At 59.5% G+C, this 13,407-nt stretch carries 6 protein-coding genes and 2 pseudogenes; 5 read left to right on the top strand and 3 right to left on the bottom strand.

The features are described from left to right. Positions 1 to 894 precede the first annotated feature (894 nt). Together ABIB90_RS30950 and ABIB90_RS41680 are read right to left on the bottom strand one after the other, a co-directional pair. Positions 895 to 6,423, bottom strand: coding sequence for a trifunctional serine/threonine-protein kinase/ATP-binding protein/sensor histidine kinase (locus ABIB90_RS30950; RefSeq protein ID WP_354201995.1), 5,529 nt, complete (start codon positions 6,421 to 6,423; stop codon positions 895 to 897). Positions 6,424 to 6,770: 347 nt separating this feature from the next. Continuing rightward, a pseudogene (locus ABIB90_RS41680) lies at positions 6,771 to 7,479 on the bottom strand (ABC transporter substrate-binding protein); the annotation flags it as partial. Positions 7,480 to 7,767: 288 nt separating this feature from the next. Between ABIB90_RS41680 and ABIB90_RS30965 the strand changes: the two are divergent. Continuing rightward, complete coding sequence (locus ABIB90_RS30965) at positions 7,768 to 8,622, top strand: SDR family NAD(P)-dependent oxidoreductase (RefSeq protein WP_009859414.1); 855 nt, start codon at positions 7,768 to 7,770, stop codon at positions 8,620 to 8,622. An 846-nt stretch (positions 8,623 to 9,468) separates the two neighbouring features. Here the strand turns inward: ABIB90_RS30965 and ABIB90_RS30970 are convergent. After that, positions 9,469 to 9,835: pseudogene (locus tag ABIB90_RS30970) on the bottom strand (hypothetical protein). A gap of 333 nt (positions 9,836 to 10,168) precedes the next feature. Between ABIB90_RS30970 and ABIB90_RS30975 the strand changes: the two are divergent. From ABIB90_RS30975 to ABIB90_RS30990, 4 genes are all read left to right on the top strand, one after another. Then, entirely contained in the window at positions 10,169 to 10,582 is a 414-nt protein-coding gene (locus ABIB90_RS30975) for a cupin domain-containing protein (protein WP_009859413.1), read from the top strand. Between the two features lie 618 nt (positions 10,583 to 11,200). Further along, complete coding sequence (locus tag ABIB90_RS30980) at positions 11,201 to 12,073, top strand: DUF6662 family protein (protein ID WP_354201997.1); 873 nt, start codon at positions 11,201 to 11,203, stop codon at positions 12,071 to 12,073. 38 nt (positions 12,074 to 12,111) lie between these two features. Next, entirely contained in the window at positions 12,112 to 12,444 is a 333-nt protein-coding gene (locus ABIB90_RS30985; RefSeq protein WP_157158512.1) for a cupredoxin domain-containing protein, read from the top strand. Between the two features lie 11 nt (positions 12,445 to 12,455). Then, complete coding sequence (locus tag ABIB90_RS30990; RefSeq protein WP_354201998.1) at positions 12,456 to 13,286, top strand: FTR1 family iron permease; 831 nt, start codon at positions 12,456 to 12,458, stop codon at positions 13,284 to 13,286. Positions 13,287 to 13,407 lie beyond the last annotated feature (121 nt).

Raw genomic sequence — 13,407 nt, forward strand, 5'->3', positions numbered from 1 at the left:
GTATCGGCCTCGAACATTGGGTCGGACTCAGATCCGACGATGTTTCTGCCGAGCTTGCGTTTCTCCAGCGGAGGACTCAGGCTCATGCAAGCTAGCATTTGGATTTCCTTCTTTGTGAGGAGTGGGTCAGTTATCCAGAGCGCAGGTGATTCATGTGACTCGATTGTTGCAGCGGCCCGAGCGGAAAGCGGCGTGGCCGCGTGCGCATCGTGCGGGCGAGATCAAGAATCATAGCCCATACGACCGACAGGCTGCGGATTTGGCCTATACAGGCAAGGAAAATGCGCCTTTGCGTGATCACGCGGAGGTTCGATTGCGAGGTGCCCGATTGTCGGCGGCGCATTTTCGCTGAACGGCGACCGTGCGCCCGCTCGGGCCCGGCCTACGGGCCGCGCGCGAGCGTCGGATGATTGATTTCACGCCCCGGTCGGGTGCGCCTAGTGGTCTCCCGGCTTCCGACCACCTAGCGCCGCCCCGCGCGTGTCGTAAGCCAGCGGCCGCGATTCGATGGCGACTGTCGGTTTTCGCGGCGTCTTCGATCAGCTCCTCGATCTCGGCGTCGATCTTCGGTTCTCCCATCGGGAGGCTCAAGCCCGCACCACTTTTTGCAGGTGGCTCCCCGACTCTTCGTCTGCTTCTTCAAGCGAATCCGAAGGACCCGTCATTCGCTCCGCATGCGGAGACGAGACGACTCCAGGCATCCTTCAGTTTCTCCACCATTCATCAGGGTGGCTAGACGAGAGGCACATTTGTGTCCGGTTTTGCAGCATAGTTGCTGCGAACCGGTCGCGGGCAATGCCGCGTGCTTGAAATCACAAAACTGCAAGAATCATATCGAGATTCGTCAGTTCTGTAGGCGCTCGCTCCGGTGATGGCCTGCTGCAGATGTTCAATTTACGCTGCCTCATTTGACTGGTCGGGCACCGTGAATTGAAAACTTGCGCCCTGGGGCTGGGCAGCGGTGGCCCAGAGTCCCCCTCCATGCGCTTCAATGATGGTGCGGCAAATCGACAGACCCATCCCCAAGCCGCCAGGCTTTGTGGTGTTGAAGGCGTCAAAGATACGCTCGAGACCCTCTGAACTGAGACCTGGACCCGAATCCCGCACCACGACGAGCACGCCGGAGGGCTCTCCGGTGTGAGTGGTGATCACCAATTCTCGCGCCCCCTCGCTGACCGCACTCAACGCTTCGACGGCGTTGATGATCAGGTTCATGATCACTTGTTGCAGCTGAACCCGATCTCCTTGAATAAGCGGCAAGTCGTCCGCAAGCTGCGTCTTGACCGAAATGCCGTTCTTCACGATCTCGCCACGGGTCAGGGTGATGACCTCGAGAATTGCAGCGTTAATGTCCACGTCTTCTTTCCGTAGAGGTGCTTTTTTGAAAAGGGCGCGCATCCGAGCGACGACGTCGCTGACGCGATTGCCGTTTGCAAAGATCCGGTTGAGAGCCTGCCGAGCTTTCTCCAAATCTGCCGGTTCTTTGCTCAGCCAGTGCAACGCAGCGGAAGTATTGTTGAGCGTCGCCCCGATCGGCTGGTTGATTTCATGGGCAATCGAAGCCGAGAGCTGCCCCAGTGTCGCGACTCGATTTGCGTGCACGAGCTCCATCTGCACCTCGCCATAGCGCCGCTCGCTTTCGCGAATTTCCTGCTCTGCTCGCTTGCGCTCAGTTAAGTCTACCACGAAGGCCACGCCCTGGTCGGACCGCCCGCCGAACGTCGCTGCCCCGACCAGCACCGGTACGCGGCTGCCGCTTTTCCGGAAGTACTCCTTCTCGTAGGGTAGCGCCGTTCCGGTCGCCTCGAGCTCCGCCATTCGTCGGTCGTCGGCATCGCGCCATTCGGTGGGCGTCAGATCCCGCCAGCGCAGTCGACCGGAGACAACATCGTCGCGGCCGTATCCGGTGATGCGGAGAAACGCTTCGTTAGCATCGATGATCCGGCCGTCTATATCCCAGAAGAGGATGCCGATTATATTGGCATCCACTAGCCGTCGGATCCTCGCCTCCCGCTCGGCCAGCTCGCGGTACAGGTTAGCGTTCTCTATTGAGATAGCCGCCTGGGAGGCGAGCAGCGTGAGCACCGCCATTCGAGTAGGAGTAAATGCGGCAGTCGTAAGCGTATTCTCCAAGTACAGCAGGCCAATCAACCTGGTCTGTTTCAGTATCGGCAGGCAGAGCACTGACCGTGAGCGACGGTCGCGAATATAGTCGTCCGCTGAAAACGGGTTCTGACTGGACGCATCGTGCAGGAGAACGCTTGTTTTTGTGCGAAGCACGTAGTGAAACACCGAGCTTGGTAGATCTGCGGTCGTGACGCGCGCCTGTTTCAGGACCACGGTCACGTTGTCACTGCTGGCTATGGCCTCCGCTTCGATTTGATATTTATCGGCTCGCGGAAGAATCAAGAGACCTCGATCGGCACCCGCGTGTTCGATTGCCGCACTCATGAGCGTGTTGATTAGCTTCTCGAAAACGATCTCGCCTGACACCGCTTCCGAAACTCTGATTACGGTAGCCAAATCGAGTTGCTCGAAGGGTGTCACTATCGTCGCCGGGGACTCCTTGTCCACTTTAAGGTGCGGATAAAGTTCCTCGAGGTGGCGAACCTTTCCGTCGGCTCCCCAGCGCAGGTAGCAGGCCCGCGCGGCCCGCAAATAGGTCGCAGCGATCTTCTCTTGACCGCGCTCCGCGTAGAAACGCCCGGCAATCTCGTTGGCAATGGCCTGGTTGTGCACGAACCCATGTTTGCGGGCCTCGCGGATCGCCTTGTCGTACAGCTCCTCAGCGTTCAATACGCGGCCCTCCATGCGGGCGATCTCGGCACCGACCAAGGCAGCGCGGTTCTCGAAGTTTTCCGCACAGCGCGCCGCCCATACTTCGAGTTGATTGCGGTGGGCCACAAGAGCCTCACAATGTTCCTGTTTCTCGTCCGGCGATGCAGAATTCCATGCTGCCGCGTGGCCGAGCGCACTATAGAAGCAATACTCAGCCGTTTCGAAATGTGATGGTGAGGTCCAAAGTAGCTGTTGCGCTCTCAATGACGCATCCATGGCGGAAGCATAATCCGCAGCGAAGATCCGTGCTTGTAACTTACGGACCCAATATCGAAACTCGAGCAGCTTCAAGACCGGATTACTCGCTAGGTGGCGCTCGAATCGAAGCTCATCGAAACTCTCGTGGTTGAAGGAGCCAAACGTCGGAGTCAGTCCGCTAAGCGTCCGAATAAATCCGAGCAGCATGGCGAGATTGTCAATGACGAAACCGAACCGAACCTTCTGCGCATACTCGAAACCCCTCTCGGCTTCCCGCTGCACCTCGGCAAGCGGGTCTCCCGCTGCCAAAAAGTTGGTTATCAAGTGATTACAGCTATAACCCGCAAATGTGACGTCCCCTGTGCGGTCAGCAGTAGCAAAGGCGCGACGTACCAGATCACGTCCCTCTAAGACATGTTTTGCCCACGGCATGACAATGTTACCAAAGGACATGTACGTTCGAGCTTGATAGCGCTTCAAGCCGCGCTTTTCTACCAGTTCATAGCCAAGCCGGCCGAAACGAAAACCGTCCTGATAGTTGCTGAAGCGAGGTCCCGCGATCTGGGCGAACCATACATAAGCGAAGCATGACCCATCGCTGTTGCCATACTCGAGGCTCAGATTCACCATTCGACAAACAACGAGCGAAGATAAGTTCTCCTCGATATGCATTGCCGGAAACTCGGCTAATATATCTAGAGTAGCGAGTAAGTCCGGATCGCTCATCAAAGGCAAGTCGACGAGTTCCTCGATTTGTCGACTTCCAAGCTGGGACCAGATTCGATCGTATTCGCGTTGTACTTCGATACGAGTCGGATGAAGTGACCAATCAATGCCTCCGCGCTGGAGGTATTCAAGGCATATCTCGAGGCCGCGATCGCTCCGGTCCAAAGTGGTATAAAGCGTGAGCCGCAAACGTGTGACGGCGGCGGTGTCGGGGCCGCTTCTAGCACGACGCGCCAGCATCGAAAGTCGAGTTTCGGCTGCCACCTTACTCGCGGTCAGTAATTCGCACTCGGCTGTGAGACATTCGATGGCGAAGATGAGCTCGTAGTTGTCGTCCCAACTCTGCTCGGTCAAAAACGCCCGCCCAACGGCGAGATACGAAAGCGCTGAAGTATACGCAGTTGAGATCTTCGCGCGTCTACCTGCAATTAGATTCAATTCTGCGACCCGCTCACGCTCCTGATCTGACACTATGAGATGAGAGCCACGATTGAGCTGGTTTACGATATCGAAGATCTTCTCTTCGATCTGCGTTGGCGGAATGCCGACTGCGAGGAGGCGGCCGATTCGAATATGAGCTTCGGCGCGGGCCGTTTCAGGTATTAGTGAATAAGCCGCTTCCTGGACACGATCATGCAGAAAGCTATACGCGCTTTCGGAGTGGAGAACGAGCCCAACTCGGACCGCTTCCAGCAGATCTCGATGCACTACATCTTTCGAGCCTCCGTAAACCTTCGTAAGTAGTGCGAAATCCGCGCTGTTGCCTAGGCAGGCAAGCTGCTGCAATGCGTTCTGAGTTCGAACGGGCAGCCGAGTCAGCTTCCCGACCATGAGCTCCACCACGTTATCAGTGTAACCCTTTGCGTGAATGCGATTTACATCCCAAGACCATCGCGCGTTGCAGTGGTCAAAACTCAGTAACGCCTCCTCGGCAAGCGCATAAATAAACTGGTTAGCGAAGAATGGATTGCCAGCAGTCTTCTCGTGAACTAGTTGCGCCAACGATGTGGCGCGCTCCGGCTCGCAATGAAGGGAGTCCGCAATCAATTGTCCCAAGTGTTCACAGGCCAGGGGCGCGAGGGTGATCTCCTGCACTAGCGCGCCAGCTTTGCGGATTGATTCGAGCCTGCGCGTCAGAGGATGGGCGGAGTCCACTTCGTTGTCTCGGTAGGCGCAGATCAACATCATGTACCGCAGGTCCTGCCGGCTCAGAAGATCTTCGAGCAAATCGAGCGTTGCTGCATCGAGCCACTGCAAGTCGTCGAGGAACAGCGTAAGCGGGTGCTCCGGCCGCGCGAATACGGCGATGAATCGCCCGAATACCAATTGGAATCGGCGTTGCGCATCCAATGGCGGAAGGACAGGAACCGGAGGCTGTTCTCCGATGATTAGTTTCAATTCCGGGACAAGATCGATGATAAGCTCCGCGTTTGGCCCCAACGCTTGGCGAAAGGCATCGCGCCAGATGCTCAGCTCCTCTTCCTCCTTGCCGAGAAGCGGGCGGACAAGGCTGCCGAAGGCCTGCGCGAACGTGGTATACGGGATGTCGCGTTTGTATTGGTCGAACTTACCCGATGCAAAAAGACCGCGGGGCGGTACGAGCACCTTGTGCAGCTCATTGACGACAGAGGACTTGCCGATACCGGAATATCCGGAGACCAGCACCAACTCTGGTACACCGGTCTTGACGATGCGATCGAAGCAGGAAAGCAACGTGGCGATCTCACGATCTCGTCCGTACAGCTTTTCGGGGATGAGCAGCCGGTTCGGCGTGTCCAGCAGGCCGAGCGGAAAGTCATCGATACGGCGGCGCGCTTCCCATTCCGCCAGGCAGCGTCGCAGATCGCGCTCGACACCGCCGGCGGTTTGGTAACGATCCTCGGGAGTCTTGGCGAGCAGCTTCATAATGATCGCCGAGACGGGCGCTGGGACATCCTCTAGCCGTTCCCCTGGCGGCACTGGTTTTCTGGCAATATGGCAGTGCACCCATTCCATCGGATCAGCCGCCGTGAAGGGCAGAACGCCCGTGAGCATCTGGTACAGCGTGACGCCGAGGGCGTAGAGATCGCTGCGGGCGTCGATCGAGCGATTCATCCGCCCGGTTTGTTCGGGTGCCATGTAGGCAAGCGTACCTGCGATGGTCTCGGGCGGCTCGGGCGCCTGCCGCTCGCGGGACAGGCGCGATGCGATGCCAAACCCAGTGAGCCGCACGTGTTGATCCGCGCAGTCCACTACAATATTAGCTGGCTTGATGTCTTTGTGGATGAGCCCGCGCTGATGAACCTTGTCCAGAGCAGAGGTAACAGCGATAGCAAGGCGCAAGAAGCGTCCTACCTCCATGGGCCCCCCGAGCAAACGATCGAGCGGCTCCCCGCCACCGAGATCATCGAGCACCAGTACGGTCCGACCGGCGTCGCGCATGAGGGCGAGCGGCCGCGCCGCCCATGCCCCGTCGAGTTCATCTTTCAGCTCGTATTCGTGCGTGAGGCGATCGAGTCTCGCCCGGGCCGGGTGGTCGGCGGCAGGCGCAACAAGTAGCACGGCGAGCCGGTTGCCATTGTCGTCCAGTCGCCAGCCGCGACTGAACACGCGCTCGCCGTCCTCCCACAACACCTCAGAGCCGCCGTCCGAGTACGTGACGTTCAGCGACTGCTGCACCATCCGTCAAACTCCGCCGTGGGGGCTTCGGCTTGAAGTCGGCTGATCAAGCTCTTCGCGCGCCACGCGCGCGGCCTCTCTCCGCCTCGAGAAATCGTACTCCATCACCAGAGAAATGCCAGCCTTCCCTTTGTCTTGCCGGGTAGGGCGGACGTAGATCCTTGTTCGTTTAGCACGATTACGAGCGATTTGCCCGGCGCGAGCTGGAACTCGGCGACCCGTTGCTGTACCGCGAGCGCCAGCTGACGCAGCTCACCGACCTTGGAAAGGAAGTCCTTCCGATGCCGGCGTGCGCACTGGCCTCGGCAGAGGCGAGTGCGTCGCAGGGCCCCAGGAGTTCCAACGCAGCTGATCTCAGCCGCCTTCCTGATGGCTTGCGCCGTGAACTTTGGCGTGGCGATGTCAACGAATACGTCGGCATTGAGCGACTTCATCTTGACCGCGTGCGAGTCGATGGTCGGCTCGGCCACCTCATAGGCGTCTTCGGCAACGATCATCGACGCAGCCTTGGCGCCGAGGCCATCCTTCAGGCGTTTGAGGTAATCCTTGCCGTAGTCGTCGTTCTGGTAGAGAACGGCGACTAGGCGTTCGGCTTTTCCTTCAAAATATACCTCGCCTAGATCCGCGCCTCGTTTTGATAGTTGGGCGACTAACCTAAAGTGCACGGGAAGTTCTGCGGATTATTCCATTTGGTCGCGCCGGTCTGCACGAACAGTTGCGGCACCTTTTTCGCGTTCATGTATTTCTGTGTGGCGGTGTTGGACGGCGTGCCAAGCGCACCGAAGATGAGGAAAACCTCTTCGCTCTCAACCAGTCTGCGCGCCCGCTCGACCGCTTTTAGTGGACTGTAACCGTCGTCATAGGAAATGAAGTTGATTTTGCGGCCGTTGATGCCGCCTTCGCAGTTGATCTCGCGAAAGTAGGCGGCCTCGGTCTTGCCTGTAGTACCGTAAGCCGACGCCGCTGTAGAGGTGATGTTGCCGATCTTGATTTCGGTGTCGGTTGCGCCGGCATCGTATTTCTTCTGGCAAATACGCTGCCTCCGCTGGCAGCAAGCATTATAATGGCGGTCGAAAACGCCGCCAATCGTCGTGCGACGAAGGACGTCTCGCTTCTCCTTATGAACCAATGAATGTGTCTATCGTTATTGTGGAGCCAGCGCTTCCAAAAGCCGACCCTGACCCTCGTTATCCAGTGGTTTCCAATGTGCTAGTTTGAAACTCGCGACCGGTTATTTCTAGGCTTGGCGCGGGGGCGCGGAACATTAGACCACGCCGCGTTCATTGTGCCACTCTGCGGCGCGGCCTGGCGGGTGAATTTGTTGAGTGAAAGCAAGGTGGAAAGCGCATGAGAGACTTGGCTGGACAGACCGCATTCGTGACAGGCGCTGCCTCGGGGATCGGACTGGGGATCGCGACCGCGCTGTCACAGGCCGGGGTGAAGGTTATGCTCTGCGATATCGAACAAGAGGCGCTGAAAAAAGCGGTCGCGGACCTGAAGACACGGACCGACGTCGATGTCGACGGCGTGAACGCCGACGTCTCGCTCAAAGGCGAACTTCAGGCGGCAGCGGACGCGACCGTCGCCCGGTACGGCAGAATCCACATATTGGTCAACAATGCGGGCGTGGGCGGCGGCGGCACCTATGGTGAGTGGACTGATGCAGGCTGGAACTGGGTCCTCGGCGTCAACCTGATGTCGGTGATCTGGGGCTTCGAGATTTTCGGTCCGCTGATCGAAGCGCACGGCGAAGGAGGACAGGTTGTCTCCACGGCCTCCGTCGCCGGGCTGATTGCGGGACCAAGTTTGGCGTACGATGTGAGCAAATATGGAGTGGTGGCGCTGTCCGAGGGGATGCGTAACGTGCTCGCGCCGAGGAAGATTGGGGTCTCCGTTCTGTGTCCGGGCGTCATCCGCACGCAGATCATGAACTCTCGGCGCAACGTGCCGCAGCGATTTGCTTTGGCTGTCGGCCCCCCTCCGCCGACAGAAGGACCCCGCGCCAACTTCATCAAAGCATTACAGGAACGGATCAACCACGGCATTGATCCGCTGTATGTGGGCGAACTGGTTCGCGAGGCCATCGAAAACGACTGGCCCTACATTTTCACGGATACCGAGCACGAATCGTTCATCGACGACCGCTTCGCAGCGATCAAGCAGGGCTTCGACCGTATACGCGGACGAACGCCGCGACACTAGCTCTCGCATCTGCTCACAGCCTGGTGGCCCCCTGCCGACCTGAGCGCGGAGCGCCGTGGAAGTCTGTTTCCGGAAGATGAGGCGACGAAGATCATGCCAGCTGTCGAGATCAACGGTGGATCCCGGGATTGTCTGACATGCCCACCCTAATGCTGCTTGATCCCGATCAAGTCAATCGAGCCGCGGCAGCGCCGATCTGTTGAAAGACGAATACTGCATTTAGGTCTCCTTGTGCTCGTGGCGATGCCGCATGCGGGCGGCGGACGGTGGGACTTAGCGCCGATCGCCTGTCGATCCATCCTGCCCATGCCGATGGCGCGTGCTACTACTTCGTTGATGGGCCAGCGGGGCTATCAGCCGCCTGCTTTGACTCACCAGCGTTCCGTCGGCTCAAGGTGCTCCCTGGACTTGAGGTCCGCTGGGCTAATCTGAGCGCCGGACCCAAGGCGCTGACGGACCGAGAGGCGCACGAACTAGCCCTCGCTGAACGTGATCCTTGGCTGGATCAGTACAGCGATAACCCCAGTCAGCAGACCAGCTGGCACATTGGGCTCGGCGACCAGCTCTTCGGCGCCACGCCCGATCGGAGGGAGATCACGACCGCGACCCATTCCAAGGGGATTCTAGTCGCGAACTGCTCAAGATTCGTCTGATACAATGGATTTCGGGCGAGTTAGCCGGCCACGGATCGCGCATTCCACGAGGAGAGACGGATGCGTTTCCCAGAACAGTTGGGAAAAATAGCCGCTCGGCAGACTGACGGTTGAGCGGAGTGTGACGGAATCGACAATCTGAGCGCCGCCCCCACGTTTATGATGCATGCGCCCTCGCGCGTTCACGGGCTTCTCAGCGACGCTGGCGACGTTCGCGTCGGCGCTTCGCTCGCTCTATCGGCTGCGGCAACGCAGGCACCGGCGCGCCAGCCGTTTCTGTTGGGTCCTTCTCAATCGCAGGGTCTTGGCTTCGGTGCGCCTCCATGCGTTCGAGCACGGCTCGCCCTTTGGCAGTGACCCTCTACGCGCCATTTTGACGCTCAACGAGGCCGTCCGAAAAGATGTCCAGTCCGGGCACGCGCGCGGCCAGTCGCTTGGTGCGCTCGGCCCACTCCGGCCGCTGGTGGCGAGGATCGCCACATGCGGTTGAGGTCCGCCACCACAGCGAACCTGTCCGGGTAGCTCACCAAGATCTTCAACACCGTCACCTGCAAGTTCAACCCGCACCTCGCCCGATCAAGGCCACGTGTGTCAGGGCTTTTCGGCCGGTCTCCCGCAGCTTGTCCGGTGTCGTTCGCCGGGTCTTTGCGGCTTCGAGGATCTTGCAGACCAAACTGGGTGGCGCAGGGGATCCACAATCCCTGAAACGCAACTCTCCGCGACCGCGAAGAGACGTTCACGTGCTCCCGGCCACTATAACGCGCGGCTATCGACTTCATGGCGTGACGTCATTTCCCATACGCCGCGCGCAATCTCATGCTGACGAGTGTGAGCGGCAACTTACGTCGCCACTCCGAGACCCGAGCAAAGGGTCCACAATCAGGAGGCTACAAATGGCAGTGAAGCAGCCGGTTCTTACGCCGCCCCACGGCGGTGAGACGGTGACGTCGAGCGGGGGCTCAACGCACGAGATCAAGGTGGAGAGCAGCCAGACTGGAGGCGAATATGGCACCGTCCTGTGGACGGTGCGGGCCGGGGAGGAGCCGCCGCTGCACACCCACTCGCACGAGGACGAGCTGCTCTTCGTTGTGGAGGGGCAGCTGATCGCGCGAGTCGGCGATGCCCGCATTGAGGTGGGGCAGGGCGCCTACGCGGCTCTTCCCCGCGGTGTGCCGCATACAATAGAGGTGGTCGGCGATCAGGCCATCCTGCTGCTCAGCTTCGTGCCGGGTGGGCTGGAGCGCTTCTTGGTCCCTCGCAAAGGCGAGCAGCTCGATCCGGCTGCTTTCGGCCTGACGTTCCCCTAGGGCGGGGACCGGCCGCGCGGAGCCCGCGGCCGTGCGCCCGCTCGGCCCGGCGACAGGCCGCGCGCGACCCGCGCCGGCCGAGTGCGCCAGCGGTCTCCCGGTTCAAACCAACTAGCGCGCGGAGCGGTGAAATGCGCTAATGCGCCTGGTCGTCTGCAAGAATCCCGCTGGCCGAAGAGTACACACGGGGGACCGACAAGTCGGTCGCGCCGCTGGTGTCTTGCATATTCGTGGCAGCGTCGCCAAACACCCGAGAAAAAGCCGATAGCCGCCAATTGTCGGAATAGCAGAGGACGATGCAGTGGGACTGCGCCGGTTCGCATAGGCAACCGCGGAGCGGAGTTCAGGTGCCTACGGGCATCATAACGCGGGGTTATCAACTTCATGGCGTGACGTCATTTCTCATTCGTCGCGCGGAACTCCATGCTTGGCCGGAACCTTTCTTATCCATCGCACACCGGCTTAGCGTGTTGACGCCCGCTTTTGAAGCATTCCAAATTAGCGGGACGGGAATCTCTTTGGATCGAGTGCTGTAATCCGCTAATCAATGCAGCCGAATAGGCTAGGGCCGACGGAATGCGCCAAACAATTGGACGTGTACGGCATTCGAGCGCGCTAATGGGCGCGTTCATTGTGCTGATTGGTCTCAGCGGATTTGCGCGCGCTGGCGACCCCGCCAGCTCGGATGCAAGCTCATGGCGCGAGATCGAGACAAAATACATTTTCGGATTTACCACCGGCTCAGGTATCGGGATTGAAGGCGAAAAGGAGTTCACGACCGACACGATCGGCCGGTTTGGCAAGCGCGGCGGACGCTACAGTGCGACGGAGACGAAGTACGAGTTCGAATTCACCCCGTCTCAATTCGTGCAAATCGAATTTGGGGCGCTTGGATCGACCCATGACATCCGGAATGCTACTGATCTCGACGACCGTCGCCAAGTTGCGTTCAGCGGCGGGTTTGGTGAATTCCGTTACCTTGCGCTTGAGCGGACGTCGAACAACCCGCTGTCGGTGACGCTTGCATTCGAACCGACGGTTCGGCTAGTCGATGAGACAAGTGGTGAGCGGGTTCACAACTACGAATTCGAGACCACTCTCAATGCTGACCTCGAGCTGGTCAGAAACCGGCTCTTCGCCGGCTTCAATCTCCTGTATGAGCCTGAATACACCCACACCCTGCTTGACGAGACCATCCGGGAAACGAAGCTCGGCGGCTCCGCCGCGCTGTCGTTCCGCCTCACGCCGAACGTCCTCATCGGAGCGGAAGTCTGGTATCTGCGTCATTATGACGACTTCGCGCTCTCGGCCTTTACGGGTGATGCCGTGATGCTCGGTCCGACGCTTTTCGTGCGGTTTACGCCAAAGATGTTCATGACAGCGGCGTGGAATACGCAAGTATGGGGTCGCGAAGTCAGCAGTCCGTTCTCGCTCAATCTTGCCGAATTCCAGCGGAATCGCGCCAAACTCAAATTCGCCATCGAGTTCTAATTCCCTCAAATCCAGGGCTCAGAATGTACGTTTTGACCATGAGCAGGAAGCTGGTCTTCGCAACGCTCTGTACGGCTATGCTGCCGTTCTCTACAGCATCGGCGCAGCAGGCGACCGAAATCCAGATCTCCTACTCCAACGGGCAGTTTCAGCCCCGCGAGGTGCGTGCCCCAGCAGACAAGCCTGTCCTATTCCGGATCAGGAATCTCGAGGGCAAGGCGATGGAGTTTGAAAGCACCTCACTAAGAGTGGAAAAGGTCGTAGCCGCCAAAAGCCAAGGTGTTATCAACGTCCGCCCTCTGAAGCCAGGACGCTATGAGTTCTACGACGATTTTAACGAGAGCGCGCGTGGCGTTCTTGTCGTCGAATAGGCCCACGTCTCGTGCTCGCCGCGCTCATAATCGTTTTCCGCGAGGTTTTCGAGGCTGGCCTCATCGTCGGCATCGTGCTCGCGGTCACGCGTGATGTCGTCCACCGCGGTCGCTGGATTGTCGGCGGCGTGCTAGCGGGAATCGGGGGAGCTTGTCTTGTCGCGGCATTTGCCGGCGGCTTATCGCAGCTGTTCGCAGGCATGGGACAGGAACTGTTCAACGCCGCCATCCTCGGAATCGCCGTCGTGATGCTGACCTGGCACAATGTGTGGATGGCGAGCCATGGCCGCGAGATTGCCCTCGAAATGCGCGCGGTCGGCCACGCGGTGGCCGAGGGCAGCAAGCCGCTAGGGGCACTGGCGGTTGTGGTCGGCGTCGCGGTGCTGCGCGAAGGCAGCGAGGTCGCGCTGTTTCTCTATGGGGTCGGGACCTCCGACGGCGGCTCGGCCCTGGGCCTTACCTTCGGCGGCTGCCTCGGCCTGTTGCTCGGGGTCGCGGTTTGCCTGCTGACCTATTTGGGCCTGGTGCGGATTCCACCGCGCGCGTTGTTCGCAACGACGACTGTTTTGATCACCCTCCTGGCGGCGGGTATGGCGGCGCAGGCCGTCGCCTTCCTGGAGCGGGCGAACTGGCTAACGTCGCTCGACAGCGTCGTGTGGGACTCGGGCTGGTTCTTATCCGAAGCCAGCATTCCTGGCCGCGCCTTGCACACGCTGATCGGCTATAGTGATCAACCGACGCAAATGCAGCTCATCGTCTACCTTGTAGTTATCACGGTTACTGGTCTTCTGATGCGGCTGACCGCGCGGGTGCGCGGTGAGAACGCTATCGCACCAGCCTAATGAGCGTGAGATGGGTTCAGGGCCCGGCGCTTACAATGTAGCTTCGCGCGCGGATAACTGGAAGTTAACGTCTTTCTGGAGGCCGCAACGGCTACATAGGCGCGTGGATGAAGTTTACCCG

The organism is Bradyrhizobium sp. JR4.1 (genome assembly GCF_040548605.1).
Taxonomy (GTDB): domain Bacteria; phylum Pseudomonadota; class Alphaproteobacteria; order Rhizobiales; family Xanthobacteraceae; genus Bradyrhizobium; species Bradyrhizobium canariense.

Bases quoted from the DNA above. Each gene is read 5' to 3' on its own strand.
- ABIB90_RS30950 (WP_354201995.1), bottom strand. From the start codon at position 6,423: ATGGTGCAGCAGTCGCTGAACGTCACGTACTCGGACGGCGGCTCTGAG.
- ABIB90_RS30965 (WP_009859414.1), top strand. From the start codon at position 7,768: ATGAGAGACTTGGCTGGACAGACCGCATTCGTGACAGGCGCTGCCTCG.
- ABIB90_RS30975 (WP_009859413.1), top strand. From the start codon at position 10,169: ATGGCAGTGAAGCAGCCGGTTCTTACGCCGCCCCACGGCGGTGAGACG.
- ABIB90_RS30980 (WP_354201997.1), top strand. From the start codon at position 11,201: ATGGGCGCGTTCATTGTGCTGATTGGTCTCAGCGGATTTGCGCGCGCT.
- ABIB90_RS30985 (WP_157158512.1), top strand. From the start codon at position 12,112: ATGAGCAGGAAGCTGGTCTTCGCAACGCTCTGTACGGCTATGCTGCCG.